The organism is Spiroplasma endosymbiont of Amphibalanus improvisus (assembly GCF_964030645.1).
Classification (GTDB): Bacteria; Bacillota_I; Bacilli_A; order Mycoplasmatales; family Mycoplasmataceae; genus CAXIPX01.
In genome coordinates this window covers 203383-224318 of sequence record NZ_CAXIPX010000003.1, presented here as the reverse complement: position 1 = coordinate 224318, position 20936 = coordinate 203383, and the positions used below count along the sequence as shown (strand labels likewise).

The 20936-nt window shown below is 25.8% G+C and carries 18 protein-coding genes; 15 read left to right on the top strand and 3 right to left on the bottom strand.

Going from position 1 to position 20936, the window contains the following annotated elements:
* Nucleotides 1–12 precede the first annotated feature (12 nt).
* The 4 genes from AAHM77_RS01445 to fib all read left to right on the top strand — a co-directional run bounded on the left by AAHM77_RS01445 (nucleotide 13) and on the right by fib (nucleotide 7297).
* On the top strand, nucleotides 13–834 hold the full coding sequence (locus AAHM77_RS01445) for a hypothetical protein (protein ID WP_342252362.1): 822 nt from the start codon (nucleotides 13–15) through the stop codon (nucleotides 832–834).
* Nucleotides 834–2063: a Y-family DNA polymerase gene (locus tag AAHM77_RS01440; RefSeq protein ID WP_342252361.1), complete on the top strand. Its 1230-nt coding sequence runs from the start codon at nucleotides 834–836 to the stop codon at nucleotides 2061–2063. Before AAHM77_RS01445 ends, AAHM77_RS01440 begins: the two co-directional genes overlap by 1 nt.
* Nucleotides 2064–2137: 74 nt before the next feature.
* A complete protein-coding gene (locus AAHM77_RS01435) occupies nucleotides 2138–5650 on the top strand; it encodes an ABC transporter permease (RefSeq protein WP_342252360.1) in 3513 nt (1170 codons plus the stop codon).
* A gap of 105 nt (nucleotides 5651–5755) precedes the next feature.
* On the top strand, nucleotides 5756–7297 hold the full coding sequence (gene fib / locus AAHM77_RS01430) for a cytoskeletal motor fibril protein Fib (protein ID WP_342252359.1): 1542 nt from the start codon (nucleotides 5756–5758) through the stop codon (nucleotides 7295–7297).
* Nucleotides 7298–7340: 43 nt separating this feature from the next.
* Here fib and ispG read toward each other — a convergent pair whose 3' ends face one another.
* The gene (gene ispG / locus AAHM77_RS01425) at nucleotides 7341–8432 is read right to left on the bottom strand and encodes a flavodoxin-dependent (E)-4-hydroxy-3-methylbut-2-enyl-diphosphate synthase (protein WP_342252358.1); all 1092 of its coding nucleotides are present in this window, start codon (nucleotides 8430–8432) and stop codon (nucleotides 7341–7343) included.
* Between the two features lie 112 nt (nucleotides 8433–8544).
* Between ispG and AAHM77_RS01420 the strand changes: the two genes are divergently transcribed.
* On the top strand, nucleotides 8545–9975 hold the full coding sequence (locus AAHM77_RS01420) for a YitT family protein (RefSeq protein ID WP_342252357.1): 1431 nt from the start codon (nucleotides 8545–8547) through the stop codon (nucleotides 9973–9975).
* Here AAHM77_RS01420 and AAHM77_RS01415 read toward each other — a convergent pair.
* On the bottom strand, nucleotides 9963–10814 hold the full coding sequence (locus AAHM77_RS01415; RefSeq protein WP_342252356.1) for a 6TM ABC transporter family protein: 852 nt from the start codon (nucleotides 10812–10814) through the stop codon (nucleotides 9963–9965). The two genes, AAHM77_RS01420 and AAHM77_RS01415, sit on opposite strands and share 13 nt — an antisense overlap.
* 62 nt (nucleotides 10815–10876) lie before the next feature.
* On the opposite strand from AAHM77_RS01415, the gene AAHM77_RS01410 reads away from it, so the two are divergent.
* The 7 genes from AAHM77_RS01410 to deoC all read left to right on the top strand — a co-directional run bounded on the left by AAHM77_RS01410 (nucleotide 10877) and on the right by deoC (nucleotide 17646).
* Nucleotides 10877–11773 (top strand): deoxyribonuclease IV, encoded by an 897-nt coding sequence (locus AAHM77_RS01410; protein ID WP_342252355.1) that lies wholly within the window; start codon nucleotides 10877–10879, stop codon nucleotides 11771–11773.
* A 12-nt stretch (nucleotides 11774–11785) separates the two neighbouring features.
* Complete coding sequence (locus AAHM77_RS01405) at nucleotides 11786–12262, top strand: dual specificity protein phosphatase family protein (protein WP_342252354.1); 477 nt, start codon at nucleotides 11786–11788, stop codon at nucleotides 12260–12262.
* Nucleotides 12263–12616: 354 nt separating this feature from the next.
* Nucleotides 12617–13708: a GTPase gene (locus AAHM77_RS01400; RefSeq protein WP_342252353.1), complete on the top strand. Its 1092-nt coding sequence runs from the start codon at nucleotides 12617–12619 to the stop codon at nucleotides 13706–13708.
* Nucleotides 13709–13738: 30 nt separating this feature from the next.
* A complete protein-coding gene (locus tag AAHM77_RS01395) occupies nucleotides 13739–15157 on the top strand; it encodes a DUF2130 domain-containing protein (protein ID WP_342252352.1) in 1419 nt (472 codons plus the stop codon).
* Between the two features lie 12 nt (nucleotides 15158–15169).
* Complete coding sequence (locus AAHM77_RS01390) at nucleotides 15170–16288, top strand: nicotinate-nucleotide adenylyltransferase (RefSeq protein ID WP_342252351.1); 1119 nt, start codon at nucleotides 15170–15172, stop codon at nucleotides 16286–16288.
* Nucleotides 16279–16956, top strand: coding sequence for a 5'-methylthioadenosine/S-adenosylhomocysteine nucleosidase (mtnN, locus tag AAHM77_RS01385; RefSeq protein ID WP_342252350.1), 678 nt, complete (start codon nucleotides 16279–16281; stop codon nucleotides 16954–16956). The genes AAHM77_RS01390 and mtnN overlap by 10 nt, the downstream gene beginning before the upstream one ends.
* Nucleotides 16957–16974: 18 nt before the next feature.
* The gene (gene deoC, locus AAHM77_RS01380; protein ID WP_342252349.1) at nucleotides 16975–17646 is read left to right on the top strand and encodes a deoxyribose-phosphate aldolase; all 672 of its coding nucleotides are present in this window, start codon (nucleotides 16975–16977) and stop codon (nucleotides 17644–17646) included.
* A gap of 21 nt (nucleotides 17647–17667) precedes the next feature.
* On the opposite strand, the gene AAHM77_RS01375 is transcribed toward deoC, so the two are convergent.
* Entirely contained in the window at nucleotides 17668–18273 is a 606-nt protein-coding gene (locus AAHM77_RS01375; protein WP_342252348.1) for an FMN-dependent NADH-azoreductase, read from the bottom strand.
* 94 nt (nucleotides 18274–18367) lie between these two features.
* On the opposite strand from AAHM77_RS01375, the gene AAHM77_RS01370 reads away from it, so the two are divergent.
* The 3 genes from AAHM77_RS01370 to AAHM77_RS01360 all read left to right on the top strand — a co-directional run bounded on the left by AAHM77_RS01370 (nucleotide 18368) and on the right by AAHM77_RS01360 (nucleotide 20926).
* Nucleotides 18368–19492, top strand: coding sequence for a hypothetical protein (locus AAHM77_RS01370; protein ID WP_342252347.1), 1125 nt, complete (start codon nucleotides 18368–18370; stop codon nucleotides 19490–19492).
* Nucleotides 19493–19495: 3 nt separating this feature from the next.
* The gene (locus AAHM77_RS01365) at nucleotides 19496–20284 is read left to right on the top strand and encodes a sulfite exporter TauE/SafE family protein (protein WP_342252346.1); all 789 of its coding nucleotides are present in this window, start codon (nucleotides 19496–19498) and stop codon (nucleotides 20282–20284) included.
* Nucleotides 20285–20365: 81 nt separating this feature from the next.
* On the top strand, nucleotides 20366–20926 hold the full coding sequence (locus AAHM77_RS01360) for a hypothetical protein (RefSeq protein ID WP_342252345.1): 561 nt from the start codon (nucleotides 20366–20368) through the stop codon (nucleotides 20924–20926).
* The last annotated feature ends 10 nt before the right edge of the window (nucleotides 20927–20936 follow it).

Sequence of the window (20936 nt, the reverse complement as noted above, 5' to 3'; positions counted from 1 at the left end):
AAGAGGGCGTTTATGAACAGTATTGTTTATTCAACAACAAGCGATAATTTATGAAATTCTCTTTCCATTTTTATGATGAGCGCAGGTATTATTTTAATTGCCTTGGTTTTAGTTTATTGATTTATAATTTTTAAAAATATTAAAGTCCCTAAACCATTTGTCCGTAAAACCATTAGTTCTGAAATACCTTTTCAAAATGTGGCGCAAAAATACTTTATAGATAAAGGTAATAGTTCTTTAATTGTAGAAATCAGTGTTAAACAATATTCTACACTAAGGCATATTAATTATAAAAAAAGTGTATTTTATATTAATTTAATTGGTATAGCAGATGTTAGCGATGGAATTAGATTAACTGGAATGGATTTAGATTTTATTTTAGGTCGAGCTTATTTGGCAAATTTAAGGATATCTAGTGAAAAAAATTACTGAGTTTATTTTTGAGTAGGTTATATTCTGCCTGGTTTTTTGTTGTGATCATATATTATTAGTTTTATTGGGGGAGTTATATTTTTAACTTACTATAATCAAGCTAGTTCACAACAACAAGAAGGGTCTTTTTTAAGTGCTATTTATAATTTTAAATTGTATTCTACAATTCCTTTATTATTTTATGGAGTTTATATCATTTTAATAGTATTAAACCCTAAGGTAAAAGAAGGGTTAGAAAATGATTACGACACAGAAATGCCAAAATATGTTAAAGAACATTATTTAGATCTTTACAATGATTTTATTGATGCTCGCCATTTCTCTAGAAGTATTAAATGTACATATCATTTAGGGGTAGGGTTTTTATTCAATAATAAATATCTAGGACCATTTGCAAAATAATGAGAGTGATTTTTCATATTGACATGGATGCTTATTTTGCAACTTGTCATAAAGCTATTAATTCTCAAATTAGGTCTAAACCAGTAGTGGTTGTACATAAGAATGTTTCAAGTGCGATTATTACAGCAGTCTGCTACGAGGCTAGAAAGTATAAAATTAAAGTGGGAATGTCGCTTTACCATGCTAAAAATTTATGCCCGAATTTAATTGTTGAAACAGCGATTCATAGTTTATATGTAAATTTTTCTGTTAAAATTTTTGAATTATTATCTCAGAAATATACTTCAAAAATTGTAATTGCCAGTATTGATGAATTTTTTTTAGATGTCACAACAATTATTGGTAGAAACAGAAGTGTTAAATATTTAGCTCAAAAAATTCAACAAGATATTTGAAATAAATTTCAAATATCAAATTCTATCGGTATTTCTTATAATCCATTTCTTGCTAAAACTGCCACAGATTTAAAAAAACCAATGGGAATATCTATAATAACTCCTCAAAATTTGTCAAAAACAATTAACACCTTACCAATTGCGAAAATCTGTTCTGTTGGTAAAGTGTCACAAGAAAAATTAAAACAAATAAATATTTATACAGTTGATGATTTTTTAAATTTTGAAAATCAGAAATTATTGATAAGAACATTAGGCAAAAATAATTTTAATTCTTTAATTTTGAAACTGACAGGCAAGAGTGGAGATCAATTAATTTATACGAATAATTTTGTAAAATCTATCAGCAAAGAAACCAGTGACATCGTAAACCCTTTAGAATTTAATGAATTAATAAATGTAATTCATCATTTAACCAATGACATTTATTTAAAAATGAAAAATCGACGATTAAAAACTAAAGGTATTTCCATAATGTTTCGAACAGAACAGAAAAAAATAACACGACAAGCAACTCTTGATAATTACTCTAATAACTATCAAGAGTTGCTTGCACTTGCAATTAATTTATTCAATAAAAATTGAGAAGGAGATAAAGCAATCCAAATTCTTGGAGTAAGTTTTTATCATTTAGAGTATGAATATAATACATTTGAACAATTAACAATTGATAATTATCAAAAAAATAAAATTATTTCTCAAACGGACCAATTAATAAACCAGATTAATAAAAAATATAAAAAAAATGTTTTATATAAAGGCATTGATTTTTTAGAAAGTAAACCGTTAAATTCGATAGATATTCAGGACAAATTTATTTTATTTAAAAAATAAAAAATTTTTCTAGTAAATAAAAATAATGTTATAATTATTATTAGGTTATATTTTAAAAAAGTAGGGTTATTTCATTGAAGCATATCAGTAAATCTTATTTAAGAACATATTTTTCCAATTGAATAGAATCAATTGGTTTATTAATTTTTGTAATTGTAATTTTTTTATTTGTTATAGGAATGTTGGCATCTCCAATTCAATTTAGTTTGTCTTATTCTAAAATTAATCGTAATTATAATGATTATGATGCCGCTGTAAAAATTAATTCAGGAAGATTAGCTGACGATTTTCTTTATGATTATTATTGTAATCCTGATGGTTTTTCAATTGAATTGAATAATCAACAGCAAATAATTGGTTGAGATATAGATGAAATAACAGGTCAACAAGAAAGTATTTTAGGTCCTTGATTTGATATAACAAATCCTGATTTTAAAATATATTGTGAAAATTTTTTTGGTTTTGACGATTCGAAACCAGACCCAGACAACGATCCTCAAAATCAATCAGCCATAAAAGATGCTTGTATTGAAAATGTTATGATGCTTTTAAAGTATTATTCTTCTCCTTTAGAAATAAAGTCAGGTTCAGATATGTTGACACCTCGTTTTAATTTCATTTTAGCTGACACTTCTGAAACTTGAATGAACACTACTTTAACTTCACCACCAGTTTGAAATAATGCAGTTAATCATGATTTCGCTAATTTATACGATGTTTTAAAACAGTCTAGTGAGGACGTTAAAAATTTAGTTGTACCTAACGAATCTGTAATTTTATTATCTCAGTTAAAAACTCAATTAAATCTAGATTTTAAAGCATATGATACACCTGGTTTATATCTAGAAAATGATGGCAATTATTATTTTGTTCAACCCTTTAGTTCTAATGCAGATGATATAGATAATGTAGTTTTGTCAGATAAAGATTCAAATGCGCCAAATGATAATCAAGTTGTTATTAATTCACGTTATAGTTACTACAATAATAAAGATATAGGTGATAAATTAAATGTAGTATCTACAAATTATACTAAAGAATATGAAATTTCAGGAATTGGATCTAGAATTTCTGATTTTTATCCTGTTAGTTCTTTTAATTCTTTTACTAAAAATTTTGATAATTATACTTCTTTCTATATTTCACAAGACCAGTTTGTTGATTTAGTAAATAATTATTTCGATAATAATGGAGTAGAATCTTTTGATTATTATTATCAAACATATTCTGGAAGTATTTCAGCTTATATCGAAAATGGCGATAATATGTCTGTTAATACGTGAAATGAAATTTTAGATCAAATTACAACAATATCAGATAATGGCAGCAGTAACTATGTCGCCTTTAATGATTTATCTTTTTCTAAAAATATTTTCAATATTGAAATACAAATCATATTGTTTGCATTAGTGGGAATAATCGCTTTGTTTTTAGCTGTTGTTTTTATTAATTTTGTTATTAAAAAAGAAATGAATAAAACTATTACACAATTGGGTGTTTTTAAAGCTTTTGGTTATAAAAAACGTCAATTATCATGAATATTTGCTTTAAAAACCGCCATTACTATTTTCATTGGTGCTGTTGTTGGAATGTTACTAAGTTTTCCAATGCAAATAAAAATGCAGTCTATTTTTAGCAATGGAATTAATATGGTTATAGAACCTATTTACTCTTCAGTATTATTTATATTAATTATTATAATTTTAGTGCCATTACTATTTACAGTTCTAGGATATTTATTGACAATTAAATTTTTATTCAAACCTACCCTAAGTTTATTGAATAATGATATTAAAAAACAAAAATCTCACACTTTTGTTAAAAAAATTAATCGTTCAATTAGTAAATTTCCATTTTTGTTTAAAATGCAAGGATTTTATGTCTTTCGATCTTTTGGCAAAGTGGTTATTGTGTTTTCATTGTTTTCAATTTGCTCGTTACTAATGATGGTTCAATTAAGTAGTTTAAATGTAGTTAATGATATGACATATTCAGGTTGATCTAGCTATGCTTTTTCTGGTGGGAACACCATTACATTTGATAAAATGAATTATGTAAATTCTACTGATCCACAAAAGCCTGGTATAAGCAAACCATATCTACCTTTTAAAGACTATGATGATACAAGTGACTTAGATCAGATGTATAATACAGAACGCGCTAAGAATAAAGATTTTTTTACAGAATTAGATAAATGAGATAACAGCAATATTCCTAACGATAATGTTGATTTCAATAAAGTAAAAAATCAGGAATTGTTTAGTTTTGATAACACTAATCCTGATGACCCAAAATTTAGTGATCCATTTATTTTGTCTATCGATGATCTTCAAAATTATTTTTTAGAATATGCTTATTATTATACAGGTTCATTCCAACTGCCGGATCCTAAAATTTTAGAATCAATAATCATACTTAATAATACGTTGGAAGGGATTAAAAATTATAAGGGTGAAAACACTTATGTGAGCTTTAATAATTTTATGTATAACTCCTTAAATTCTTATGCTTATTATTATTTATATGTTTTACCTGGAACAGGTTATAATTCTCCTTTTTGATATTTAGAAACAATGCCAGATGAAAATTTTGCACAATATTTTAATTTGAAAGGGGTTTCTCAGAATGATTTAAATACTGTAGTTAATTTCCAACCTACAGGTCCAGATGATGTGGTTCCTGTCATTATTAGTGAAAGTGTAAGTGTCATTGATGGTTTAAATGCTGGTGATACATTTAATGTTACAGTACCTGATTATGCGTTTCATTCAGATGATTTAAAAAAAGAAATGACCTTAAAAGTTCAGGGAGTAGCTTCTGAAAATTTAAGCGTTGCAACTGTTTATATGGGTCAAAATGCCTTTTGAGAATCGAATGTTAATAATTATAATTCAAATAACAATTATTATTACAATGCCATCGTTTCAACCTCTCCGTCACTTTACGCTAACATAGATGCCATTGTAAATTCTGATTTCCCTAATTTGGACCCCAGATATAATGAAAACATTTATAATTATTATTATGATTTTAGTGCCCCAGATGCAAATGCTAATAGTTACACATTGGGAGACATCTCTCCACAAGATGCACTTAATAATTTTTTAGATATACCTTATTTTGCAAATAATTATTCTGATATTTTTCCGTTAAACATTTTACAAGATTTACTTGATGTAGCAAATCAACAATTACTGACAGTTTTTTCAATTAATATTGCCTTAGTGGTGATGATTTTGTTTGTTATTCTAACAGTTGTAATTACTGGATTAATTGATGAATCTATTAGTTTTATTTTAATTTTAAAAGCTTTAGGATATAAAAATCCAGAAATTAATTTTATTGTAATTGGAAATTACGGATTCTCTATCCCGATTGCCGTTACGTTATCAGCAATTATCAACATCCCGATTTGAATTTTTGTACAAAATTTATTAATCACGAAATCCACCATAATAATCCCTTCTCCGTTTACATGAGGAGTAATTTTGATAACATTTGCGATTGTAGCGTTCATTATTGGAATGGCGTGATTATTAGGGTTAAATCGAATTAAGAAAGCTCCGATTGGATGAATTCAAACTTAGTTAAAAATAGTCAAAATAGTTGCATATTTTTTCAAAATTTAATATAATTAGTATAAGATTATATATTGAATATAATTTAAATAATAAGAAATAGGGGTCGCTTTTATGATAGGTGTTATTTCAACAGCATATTTTACGATGAAAAATCGTGGATCAGAAATAAAAACAGTTAAAAAATATTGATGAAAAAACTGTGTTATTCAACATATTAGATACCATGGAAAAACTTTTGTTGTCGCTACTGTAGGGTACGGTAAAGCTAATGCTGCAATGGCAATAACTTATTTATTAGAAAAATACCGTGGTTTAAAAACATTAATTAACGTTGATATTGCTTTATCAACAAATGATAAACATGATACTGCAGATTCAACAATCTCTACAAAATTTATTTATAGAGATGCTGATTTAACAGTATTTAAAGATATTAAATATGGTCAAATCGTTAATGAACCAGAATCATTCCAATTTGATGGAGAATTCTCAAAAGTTATTAAAGACTTTAAATTAGGATTATCTGAAGGAATTACTGGGACAGCTGATATGTTGATCTACAATTCAAAACAATTTAAAGAAATGGTTGATAAATATGGTCATACAATTGACGTAATTGATACTGAAGCTGGAGCATTAGCTCAAGTTGCTAAAAAATCAAGTGTTAACTATTTAGCTTTAAAAGTTATTTATAACAACGCATTATCTCCATGAGATAATGATCCATTACATAAATTTAGAATGTATGAAACAGTTAATACATTAAAATTCTTATTAAGAAGATTATTTAACTTATTAAGTTCAAGATATATTTTAGATTTAAATCAATCAACTGCTGATGAGTTAGAAATCATTAATGAATTGTTTGAAATTAAACATGATAAATGAATTCAATTGTTTAAACCAAATACTTATAAAGTATTGACTGGTTATGGACCATCATTAATGTTAGTTGATCGTAAAGAAAAAAATCCTGTAGCTTTAGATATGATTCAAGTTATGAAACAAAAAATTCAAGATGAAGGACCATCTAAAGTTATTTTAGGGGAAGATGAATGAAAAAATGCTTCTCAAAAATGATTACGTAAATTGATTTATTTAGAACAAGTGCGTGTTAATGAAGAAGATTTATTATGAAATAAATCTGCTAAGTATGACATTCAACAAGATAAAGTTTATAAAATTGAAACTGTTGCTAATGAAATTGCAGCGTCAATTGCTGAAAAATGTCAAGATAAATCATCTTATACATATAACGGTGCAACTGTTTTACAAAAATATTTATTAGTGAACTGTGATGCTAAAATTGCATTTTACATCACTCACAATATGTCACATGAATTTGTTGAAGATGAAAAATTTGGTTCAGTATTAATAGCTAATGAATTTTCAAAATACTTGAATGAAGCTTTAGCTGATGTTGAAACACCATATTCACAAATCGTTGTTTATACAACAGTGCCAGCTTTAGATCATAAAAAAATACCAATCTTTATACCAACAGGTAAAGGTACAAACCGTAATGTTAAATTCGGAAATGTTAACCAAAAATACCAAAAAGATTTTACAGTTGTTGATATCACAAGAAATGATTACAACCCAATTAAAGTGGGATCATTTAAAGTAAAAATTGGTCTACAAAAAGAATCCTAATTCTTAATAATTCATTTAATTTTGTTCAAGAAAACAACTAGTTTTATTCTAGTTGTTTTTTATTTTGTATTTTTAAAAATTGTTTATAATCATTTTGAATGATTTTTTTTAAAGCATCAACTAATTCTTCTTGCGGTAAAATTTTATATAATTCACCTTTTTTAAAAATAATGCCTCGTTCTTTACCACCGGAAATTCCAACATCTGCTTCCTTAGCTTCACCAGGACCATTGACAGCACAACCTAAAATGGCAATTTTGTAAGGAAAGTGCATTTGTTCTGTGTATTTTTCTAATTCTTCTACAATTGAATTCATTTCATATTCTAAACGTCCACATGTTGGACAAGCGATAACATCAACCATATTTTTATATAATCCTAATGAATTTAAGATTTTTTTAGCAGTTTTAATTTCTTTCACCGGATCAGTTGATAAACTAATGCGAATTGTATTGCCTATTTTTTGATTCAGTAAAATCCCTAAACCTGTTGCAGATTTAATCGCTCCATTAATATAACTGCCTGATTCTGTTATTCCAAGATGCAACGGATAGTCTCATAATTTAGCAGCAAGTTCATATGCTTCGATCGCCATTAAAGGATCAGTTGCTTTAAGTGAAAGAATAATATTATAAAAATTTAAATTTTCTAAAATTTTAATGTGTCTTTTTGCACTTTCAATCATGCATTTTGCAGTTCAACCATATTGTTGAACTAAGTCATACGGTAATGACCCACTATTTACACCAATTCTAATTGGTATTTTTTTCTCTTGGCATTTTAATACAACTTTTTTGGTATTTTCTTTATCGCCAATGTTTCCAGGGTTGATTCTAATTTTACCCACACCAGCATCTGCCGCTATCAAAGCAAATTTATAATTAAAATGAATATCAGCAACAATTGGAAGAGTAGATAATTTCACTAATTCTTTCAAACTATCAGCATCCTCTTGACTAAGTACAGCCACTCTAACAATTTGGCAACCTTCTTTTTTTAATGCATCAATTTGGTTTAGAGTTTCTTTGATATTGTGAGTTTTAGTCGTTGTCATAGATTGAATTACCACATCATTATTCCCACCAATTTGAACATCTTTTATCATTATCTTTTTCGTTTGCTCTCTAGTGTACATATAACCTCAAAATATTTAAATAAATTAAATAATTTACTATATTATTTAATTTATTATAATGCTAAAATTACTTAGATATTATAATAAATTATTCAATTAAGGAACAATATTAATGAAATCAATCACTGAAGAAATCGAAGTTGACGATAAAAAAGAAGAAAAATCTTCGAAAAAACAAAAAGCCTTAAACTCTAAATTGTTAAAAAATAATATTAAAGATAATGGAGATGACAATAAAACTATTATTTATCATCGACATGAATTTGAAGATGAAGAATTAAAATATGATTCTAATATTTTAACAGATAAACAAAAACAAGCGATTGAATTTGTACAGAAAGAAGAACAAAAAAAAGCTTCAAGAGCTAAACTACATAAAAAAATTTCTGCCAATAAGAAAAATGTTTTAAAATATTTTGACGCAGATAGTCATCACAAAATTAAACCTGTTAAATTAAACTTTAATAAATTTGAAACTGACTTAAAAACTTATTTGCAAAAACAATTATGATGAGATCTTTTTTTAATCATAATCAGTGCGCTTATTATGACTATTGCTTATGATTTTTTTATTTTCCCAACTGGAAAATATGGAATCTTCCCTTCAGGAGTAGGGGCGATAGCGACATTAATTTCGCATCTTATGCCACTTGGTGGACACATACAACCTTATACCTGGTATTTTATATTTTTAATTATTTTAAATTTACCTTTGTTTTTATTTTCATATTTTAAAGTAGGCAAAAAATTTTCAATTTTAACAATTATATCTGTTATTTTTCAAAGTGTATTTAGTTTTATTTTTTCAGTAATACCAGCATTAAATCCAGAAAATTTAATCATGTTGGTAGATTTTCAAACTTTTACCCAAAATAATCAAGATGGTGATGGTCCTTTATATTTAATTTGGTTGTTTGTATTTTCTTTCATTGCTGGTGCTTTGTATGGCATTGGTTCTGGAATATTATACAAAGCTGGTTCATCAGGGGCGGGAACTGACTTTATAGCGGCTTATTTTCAATTTAAATATCGTAAATCAATTGCTTCATTTAATAAATTTTTAAATTCTAGTATTGCTGTTTTGATAATTTTGATTAATGCAATTATCATGTCAGATTCTGATTTACTATCTTATTTTAATTACTCTGCTTCAGCGGCGCCCTCTTCAATTACAACATTGCGTATTGAATATTTCTTCGGTCCAACAATGTTTGGTGTGTTAGCGATGGTTTTAGTTCAAACTTTAATTTCAAATATTGTATACCCACGTTTTAAATATAATTCCTTAGTTATATATAGTACTCAAGGAGAAAAAATAATTGAAGGACTAGATTTTAAAGGCATTAAACATGCAATTGAAATTAGCAAAACATCAATAAAAATTAATAATCGTATGGTGCAAGTGGATAAATTGGTTATAACAACTAGTGTTATGGAAATTCGTAAAATTAAAAGTATTGTAAATGTTTTAGACCCAGTAGCACGTATTGTCTCGTTGAGTGTTCGTAAAGTTTATGGTGAAGGTTTGGTTTATGATAAGTAATCTAATTCTTTAATTAGCTCATCATAAATATTTAAATAGTTATTAATTTTTTTAATATTATTTTCAAGTTTTTTATCATCATCATTTAAATTAATGATTGTTTCGGAATTATCATTTCAACTATAAATATTATAAATATCTAACAAAATAGCACAATCTTGTTTATTAATTTTAAATGATGGCACAATTTTATTTTCAATAATATATTTGTACAATAATTTTTGATCATGATCGTTTAAAGGTATTTCTTCTTCATAAAATTGATTTAGTGATTTATAAATATCGATCAAATCGTTTGGTTTTTTAGTGATTGTTAATGTCGCTTTATTATTAATTTTAAAGTTTAAGATTAAATATCGATATAAGTTATTGTTGTTTTCTAAAATACCAATATTTTTCTTAACAAATTCATTTTTTTGTTTGGAACTTTTAATGTAAGTACCAATTTCAAATTCCTGTTTTTGATATTCACCTTTTAAAACTAAATCAGTTTGTTTTAATGAATTATCATTATTATTACCATTAAAAATTTTGTATTCTTCAAAATTATTACTAATCTGATTAATTATAAAATTTGCCGATTCATTATTATTGATATTTTCTATTAGTTTGTTCAATTCTTCTGAATTAAGTTTTGCTTTTTTGCCTCGATGTTTATTGTATCCATATATAATTATTGTTGTTAAATTGGCGATTGCAAAAATAATAAACAAAGGTAATGACCAATTGTAATTATCATTGTTTCATAATATGAAAAATAATATAGTTAATATAAACTCTATCATAAACATATTAATTAAAATTGTAAAAAAATATTTGTGATTAATTCATTTTTTCATTTTTAAAAAAAGATCTCCATTATTATAAATATTTTTATATTATATATAAAAGAGGTGAAATGATGCAAAAATATAATTTACGATTAGGTAGTCATGTAAAGTGCAATAAGATAAATAATTACTTATTAGGAGCTGTTGAAGAAACTATAGCAAATAATGCCAACGCTTTAATGGTTTTTACTGGACCGCCTCAAAATGCGAGAAGAGTTGATATGGTCAATTTCTTTTTAGATGAATATCATCAAAAAAGAACAGAACACGGCATTGAACATTGTGATGTTGTAGTGCATGCTCCATATATTATTAATTTAGCTAACACAGTTAAAACTTCAACCAAAGAATTCGGGATAGATTTTTTAAGAAAAGAAATTAAACGTGCAGAACAAATGCAAGCTAGTGTTATTGTATTACATCCAGGAAGTAGTGTTGGTGGTGATGTACAACAATCACTTAACCAAGTAGCTGATTGTTTGAACCAAATTTTAACCGAAGAACAAACTGTTAAAGTTGCTCTAGAAACCATGTCTGGAAAAGGGACGGAAATCGGAACTTCATTTGAACAATTAAAAATTATTATTGATCAAATTCGATTAAAAGATAAAGTTGGAGTGTGTTGAGATACTTGCCACCTTTGAGATGCCGGCTATGATTTAAGTCAAAATTTAGAAATTATCATTCAAGAATTTGATCAATCAATTGGTTTGGATAAATTACTATGTATTCATTTGAATGATAGTAAAAATAATATTAATGCGCACCGTGACCGTCACGCCAATATTGGTTATGGTAAGATTGGGTTTGATACTTTATTGAATATTGTGTATCATCCGCAATTAAATAATATTGTAAAAATTTTAGAAACACCATATGTGAATGATAAAGCTCCATATAAAGAAGAAATTGAAATGATTAAAGCAAAGGAATTTAAAGATTGTTTCAATGGTTTGGTTGAAGAATAGGGGAAGATTACTTTGGAAAGACAAGCAAAACAAATTACCAAAAATTTATTTTTAGGTTCTAGAAAAGATATACCAAAAGATGCTGATTTAATAATAAGTTGTGCTGCTGAAATTTATGATCAATATCAAGATGATCCTATAGCAGAACAATTAAATGCTGATATTTTTAAAATTGATAATCGTTATTTTTATAGATGACCAGATTATCCACAAGATAATGAAATTGACACTAATCAGATTAAGCATGCACTTAATTTAATTAAGAATAATATTGCTGATAAAAAAATTTATGTGCATTGTGTTTGAGGCATTAACAGAAGTGCTTCATTAGTTTTTATGTATTTATTAAAAACAAAATTCATTTTAGAAGATAATTTTGAACAAGCCATTAATAAGTATTGTGTGATTTATAATAATTACGGTCCTAATCCAGGATGATATAATTACATCAAAAATAATTTTGACAGTATTCGAGCTAATAATTGATAAAAAATCTTGAAAAATGATTAAAAATGTTGAAAAATGATTAAAAATGTTGAAAAAAATGTTTATTTTATTGATTTTTTTAAAAAAAGATGTATTATCTTAGTATCTGGTGATGAGATACATTTTTAATGATAATTATTAGAAAAATAAATTTTTAGACCTATCAGAATAAAAGACCATACTTTTTTTAATTTTACTCATCATTTCAGATACCTTCAGTGAAAAAAGCAGTTCGACCCAAACTGCTTTTTTATTTTTTATTTGAATAATTTATGTTAAAGTGAAATAAGGTATTGAAATGATTTAATGACAGGAAACAAAATATCACTTAAATTGTTAACTGGGAGTCCATCAAATATGAAAACTAAAAAACAAACGAAACAATGTACTGGTTGTGGAATAGAAGTTCAAGATAAGAATCCTACAGAACTGGGTTATATCAAAGATTTTGAACAAGAAGTCTGCTTGCGTTGTTATGAAATTAAACATCATAACAACATTATTTCGTATGAAATTGATAATAAAAAATTCGCTAAAATTCTTGGAAACATTGATTTTCAAAAAGAAGACATTATTTTTTATGTTTTAGATTTTTATGACATAAACAGCACTCGTAATGAATATGTTGAAAAATTAATTAAAGATTACTATCTTGTGATTGTTATTAACAAATTTGACATTATCAATAAAAACGTTTCATTAAATAGAGTGTCCAAACACATTAAAAATATTTTTAAAAATTCAGAATTAAAAATATTAGACTGTTTGTTTATTTCAGGAACTAAAAATTATGGTTTAGATTATGTTTATAATTGAATCGAAAAAGGTTTGAATAATTTTTATTTTATCGGTTCAAGTAATGTTGGTAAATCAACATTACTAAATAAATTAATTAAACATTATTCAAATGATAATTCAGATAGTGAGATAGTAATTAGTCCATACGAAAGTACAACATTAAATTTAATTAAAATTAATTTAAATAATAATATTATTTACGATACTCCTGGAATTATAAATGAAAATAACATTTTTCATTTTGCTAAAAACGTAAAGCAAATTGATTTATTAAAATACTTTGAATTTAAAAAAAATTTAAAACCAATTAATTATTCTTTAAGTTCTAATCAGGCAATATTTTATGAAAAATTAGTAATTTTTAAATTTTTGTCTGGAAAAACCAATAATTTTACTTTTTATGTTAACCGTAATATTAAGTTACACCGTACAAATATCCGTAATATTGATAATTATTTAAATAATTCTAATTTAACTTTAAAAAGCAATGAAAAATTTGTATCACATAATATTAATTTAATTTCTGGTGCTAATGTAATGATCGAATTATCTGGTTTAGGTTGAATAAGCGTACAGGCTAATTCTAATTTAAAAATTCAGTTAATGCTTCCAGAAGGTTATAAATACTCTGTTGCAGAACGTTGAATTTAATTACCAATTTAAACAGTCAAGAGGTTGCCAATGTCTAATTATTCATGAAATTGTCCTAAGTGTAATTATAAAGTTACTGAAAATGATTTTGAAGAAAATGGAAAAATTTATAATCAAATTTTAAACAGACTTGAGTTACAAAAAGAAAAATTTAAACAAGAATTATTAATTAAACTGAGAAAAGAAGAAGAAGAAAAATTTTCTAATCGATTAAAATTAGAATTAACAACTTTAGAAAATAAAAAAGATGCTCAATATGCTGATAAAATAAAAAGTTTAGAAAAAGATAAAACAGAATTAGAAATCACAAACAAATCTTTTAAAGAAAAAATTGAACAAGAAAAAAAACTCGCTAGTGCAGAACAAGAAAAAAAAGATCAACAGATCATTACTCAAAGAGATCAAACTATTGCTGAATTAAACAAAAATTTAGAAACTACTAAGTCTAAATTAGCATTAGAATTAAATACTAAATTTAATTCTAAAATAGCCGAATTGAATAAACAATTAATTGAATTAGAAATCACAAACAAATCTTTTAAAGAAAAAAATGAACAAGAAAAAAAACTCGCTAGTGCAGAACAAGAAAAAAAAGATCAACAGATCATTACTCAAAGAGATCAAACTATTGTCGATTTAAATAATAAATTAAAATTAGAAAAAGCTAATTTAGATGCTGAAAAATCAAAATTAGAATTAGAATTACAAAAGAATTTTGATTTCAAAATTTCTGAGTTAAAAGAAGAAATTCAAAATTTAAAGTTATTGAATGAAAAAAATAAAATTATTCAAAATAAAACTAAAGGAGAAAATTTTGAACAAGAAGTTCATGGTGAATTAACTAAATGTTTTGATACTGAAGATGTAATTTCAAAAATCACTGATAAAAATCAAAAAGGAGATTTTTTACAAGAGGTTAGAGTTAATAAGAAAGTTATTGGAAAAATTGTTTATGAAGTTAAAAATGCCGAATGAAAAGATAAGTGAGAGACGAAATTATTAACAGATATGGCCGCTAAAAAGGCTAAGTTTGGTATTTTAATTGCTACTTCATTAAATACACGTTATCCTGAAGTACCATTTAAAAAATCAGATTCCAATGATAATATTTATTTTGCAAACCCTGATAGTTTTATTTTTGTAGCACAATTAGTTAAAATTATTATTAAGAAAGAATATGATTTAGAATTACTACGTCAAAAAGAATTTAACAATAATAAATCTTCTGATCGTTTTGTTAAATACAAAGAATGAGTTGATACTCAGTGACCAAAATTAATACAAAACTTTAGTGATAACTTTACCCGTCTATCAAAAAATGAAGATATTATAAAAAAATCAGCTAATAGTATTCTAAAATCAAGCGAAGAAATTAGAATCGCTAGAGAAAATATGGCCAATAAACAATTAAAAGATATTGAAATATTTATAACAAAATTAGATTTTTAAATTAGGAATTTTATGAAAATTGCATTATTTGGTGGAAGTTTTAATCCGTTCCACACAGATCATTTAAATATAATTAAACACGCTCATAATCAATCGGGTTATGACGAAGTGTGGATTGTACCAACTAATCAAAATCCTTTGAAACCAGATAATATGTGTTCTAATGCACATAGATTAGCAATGATTGAATTAGCAATTAAAGATTTAAAATATGTCAAAATAGATTTAGTAGAAATAAATAGTGATCAAAAACCTAATTATACTTTTGACACTATTGAATATTTTATAAATAAATATCCTGAATATAATTTTGATTTCATTATTGGTTCGGACAACCTAGAAACTTTAGAGTCTTGAAAAGGTTTTGAACAAATGAAGGAATGAGTTAATTTTATTGTGTTTATTCGTGAATCATTAAACCCTAAATTTAAATCTATTATTGGCAATTTAAAATTAAAGTGTGAAAACTTTCTAGCTGTTAATTTATCTTCGACCAAAGTTAGAAAAGGGGAGGATTTAAATTTACAATTGCCGGTCATTAATAAATATATTAATGAAAATTTATTATACGTTCAAGAACGAATGATACACCAAGGTTTAGATCAAAAAAGAATTAGTCATTCATTTAATGTGGCTGAAAAATGTGTTGAATTAGCCAAAAATTTTAATGTAGATGTGCATTCAGCAGAATATGCAGGATTATTTCATGATATAACTAAGTTTTGAAGTCATGATAAACATCTTAATTTAATTAAAAAATATGCTCCGCGTTTAGCATCTGAACCAATGCCAGTTTTACATAGTTTTTCTGGCAGTTTATTTTTACAAAATATGTGGAATGTAAAGGATTTAAAGGCCATTCAAGCAATTGGACGACACACGGTAGGTGCTGTTGATATGACACCGTTAGATATGATTGTATTTATCGCTGATAAAATATCTGTTGAAAGAGACTATCCAATGGTAGATGATTTAAGAGAACTAGCTAAAAAAGATTTAGTTGAATGCTTTATTGCTTGTGTGGAAAATCAATATAATGTCGCTTTAACTAAACACAGTTTAAATAACATTGGTCAACAATTAATTATCACATATAACCACTGAGTTAAAAAGGAACAAAAATGAAACTAATTGTTATTCCTACGTTAGAAGAAGCACAACAATTAATCAAGAAAACTCAAACATTGAGTGTTAAAAAAAATTTTTTAACACTGTATAAATTATCATCTGATTATTTATTGGCGATCACTCGCATCGGTTTGGTAAATAGTGCCATGAATTTAACTTGAATTATTAATAATTATGACATTGAATTAATTATAAATTTAGGAACCACAGCAGCAGTTAATAATAATTTAAAAATTTTAAACACAGTATTAATTACTAAAGCTACATATTTAGATGCAAACAATACTTGTTTTGGTTATGAATTTGGTCAAATCCCACAAGAAAAACCTTATTATTCATTAACAAAAACACAAGTTAACTACATTGAAAATAAATTATCTACAAAGTTAGATTTTAAATTAGCAACAGTAGCTTCTAGTAATTCTTTTATTAATAAAGAAAAATTATCATTTATTCATGATTCTTTTCCATATATAATAGATGTTGTAGATATGGAAACAACTAGTTTATGAAATGTTGCAAATAATTTTGGCATTAATTTTTATTGTATTAGAGTAATTAGTGATGTGATATCAGATTTTGATAACCACTTGAAATTTAGTGAAACAATGACCGAAGCTAGCAAAAAAATTTTTGATATATTTATTATCATTCAAAATAGTTTAGATTAATCAAGGGAGTTTATAAATATGCAAATTAATAAATACATTGATCACACATTATTAAAATCAACAGCGACCCAAGCTGATATCAAAAAGCTTTGTGAAGAAGCGTTAGAATACAATTTTTTTTCAGTATGTATAAATCCTTATTGAATTAAGTATGCTAAAACATTATTAAAAGATTCTGATGTAAAAGTATGTACAGTAATTGGTTTTCCATTAGGGGCTAATTCTTCAATTAATAAAAAAGCAGAAGCAATCCAAGCAATCCAAGATGGTGCAGATGAACTAGACATGGTAATTAATAATGGTTTATTATTAGGAGAAAATTATTCAGAATGTTTAAAAGATATGAAAAGCGTTAAAGAAACAACGAACAATAATAAAGTTTTGGTTAAGATTATTCTAGAAAATTGTTTATTAACAAATGAACAAATTAAAAAAGCTTGTGAATTGGCATTAGAGGCTAAAATTGATTTTGTCAAAACTTCCACAGGTTTTTCAGAACATGGTGCAACTATTGAACATGTTAAATTAATGAAACAAACTGTTGGAGATAACGCTAAAGTAAAAGCTGCAGGGGGAGTTCGTAGCTATGAAGATGCCATAAATATGATTGAAGCAGGAGCTTCAAGGTTAGGAACATCTAATGGAGTTGCAATTATGAAAAATAAAAAAGTAGATGGTCAAAATTACTAATCATCTACTTTTTTATTCATTTTAAAATTTTTCTGCTGCCAATTTAATTTCTAAATCATATTTATCAATCAATTGTTCTGGCATTAAATTGGAATTTTCATGTAATTTAGTCCCACAAATATTTATTGATTTGGCAATCCTTGCTCCAACAAAATTTCAAGTACCTTCTAAATATTTAGTATGATTTCCTCATTGGTACCATCCAAATGGCGCTCCTTGTGTTGTTAATATTTGTACTTTTAAATGTGGCAGCAATCCAATAGAAGCGCCTTCTTTGGCATATTTATATGAAAAAGTTTTGTCAGCTACCAAAATATGGTCTAAATAATTTTTGGCCAATGCTGTAATATTGAAATTAGTCATCGGTGAGACAAAGACAATTTTGTTGACATTTTTCAATTGTTCAATATATCGAGCGCTATGCTCAGAATTAAAAAAACTTTTATCGTTAAAATTTTCTTGGTTCATAGTAATGTTTGCCATTTCAACAGTATTTAAATCTAGTGTATTTATTTCGTCTAATTGATTTTTCTTTTTATAATATTTAATAAATCTATTAACTAAAGCTGTAGATATGGATTTTTCTTCTTGAATCATAGAAGTTTTGATTACTAAAATTTTGCTCATTTTTAGTTTTACCTCTTATTAAAAATATGTTATTAATAGATTATATATAATTTTTAAAAAATATGGTATTTTATTAAATATATGGGTAATGATTATGAATAATAAAAAAATTAAGTATGAATTTAAATTGTATAGATTTTGTATTTTGTCGGTAATTGCATTTTTCTTAATTGCACCTTCATTATTTTTTTATATTGATTTTAATGGTCAGTTAGTTTTCCATTTTTTTATGTTTAATAAAATTTTTGGCGACCCGGGATTGTTTACTTGATTTTTCACAAATTTATTATGTTTGGTCATTAACAATAATGTTGTTGTTTATAAGCAAATTTTAATTATTTCTTTCTTTCTAAAAGCAACTTTAATTTTACTCTTATTCATTATGTTTATTGTTTGTTTTGCTCGAAAATTAAAATCTAAAAAAAACTTGTGAAAAAATGATTTAAAAATTGATTCTAACAACCGCAAAATATATGGAAGTTTCGCAATTGTATTTATGCCATTTTTAATTGCAGTGATACCTATTATCTGAAGTTTGATTTTTGGAACCTTCACTTTAACATTTTTAGTTTGAGATTTTTCAGCAATTAATATTAATAAAAAAATATACAATTCAGAATTGGTGCAAATTCGTGAAACTAAAAAAAATGAAGAAGTTAAAAAAATTAACGATCCTAAATTATTATCTAAATATGCAAAAGCTAAGAATCAGGATTTAGATAAATATAACAATATTTCTAATTATTTAACGATGCAACAATTTAATTCTAAAATTAAGGAATTTGCTGCTGCATTACCTTTGAAATTATTGACGCCTAAAAAGCATTCTGTTTGTCGAATAAAATTTATTCAAAAGATGGATAATGAAAATATTAAAATCAGTAAGGTGCAATTAGCTATATTAGATTATTTATTATTAAAAGTAACTCGTAAAGAAATTTTTAAATTTTCCCCAGAAAAAGCAGATGGCAAAGACGAAGATTTTGAAAGACGAAAGAAGAAATTTCAAAAGAAATATTTAGATGATAATTACTATGTGCAAATTTCCCAGCAAGAATTAACTGGTAAATTTAATGATATTGATTTAAGCAAAACAATTAATGGTATAGAAAATTCTGCAGATAATGTTGATTTAAAAATTTATGATGACAAACCTGAAAAAAGTAGCAAGAAAAAAACAAAAAGCAAAAAAAATAGTGATACGCTGTTCGATTTATAATTTATGGGATTAATGTTTTTTTATTTTTTACTAATCAGTTTTGCAGCATGTTTTTTGGGTGGTTTAATTGGTATTGGTGGAGGAATTATTTCTGTACCGCTGTTAATGCTGGTTTTAAATGATAATATTGAGTTAGCAAGAACGTTATCATTTTTTTGTATACTGGTGTTATCAATTGTGGGCGTCATTAAGTATAGTAAGCAAGAAACCAAACCAGACTGGAAACTGGTGTTATACGGTTTCCTAGGGGTGGTTCCTGGCGTTATTTTAGGTTTGTTTGGAATAAATCCATACATCAATCAGTCAGTAGTAATCTTTAATATTCTATTGATTATTGTCGATTTAATTGCCTTAAGTTTAGTTTTTATCCAAAAACAACTTAAGCCTTTCAGTTTAAATGAATTTTGAATAATTCCGATAAATTTTATTGTCGGTATTTTTTCTTCTGTGTTAGGACTAGGCGGGGGAATTTTATTTGTTCCTATTTTATATTTGTGTTTTGAAAAGGATTTAAACAACATAGCACCCAATAATTTGATGTGGAAAATTAGTATTGCAAGTATCTCATTTTTTACCAGCATTTTTTATTTTAATTATAGTTATTTTCATAATTTAGATTTAAACAACTTATGGTTGTTATTAGCACTAGCGATAGGGGGAATTACAGGTGGAACACTAGGCCCTTACATTAATAAAAAGTTAAAAAGCAATTATATTTTGTGAATATATATTATTGTGGTCATTGTTTTAATCGTTAAAGAGTTAGTTACTATAATTTTAAATTTAGTATAAAATACTTGAATTTTCACATAAAAATAGTATACTAATAACATTATTAAAAATTTATTTTGTATTTTATTTTAAGGAGAAAAGATGATTTTATTAGATGAAATTAAAACAAATAACATAAATGAATTAGAAGATTTATATGATAATGACCCAAAAAATAATGGATTAGAAGAAGAACATATTGAATTATCTGAAGATGATTTTGAAGAATATACAGTTGAAGAAGATAATTTTGATGATCAAGTTGAATTAGAAGATTTAGTTAAAGAGTATAATGAATTAAATGGAGCAACAAATTCTAAAGACAATTGTGAATGTACAGAAGATGAAGAAACTACTTCTTCAGATTTAACTGATGAAGTAGTAAGATTATCAAAAGAAGTTTCTGATTTAGAAGAAGAAATTGAAAATGCAAATAACAATTCAGAAAAAGTAGAATTATATGATTTAGAAGTTGCTGATCAAGCAAAACAAAAACCAGTTCTATATGGTGGATTGAATTATGATCATGCGGTTGTGAATTATGATGGTCCAATTTCACCAGAAGAAACAATCATTCAATTTGAAGAAATTTTAGATGGTAAACATAAAAACGTTCAATATTTAATCAATAGAATTACTAATATAGGTAAGCAAAATAAATAATAGTATTAAT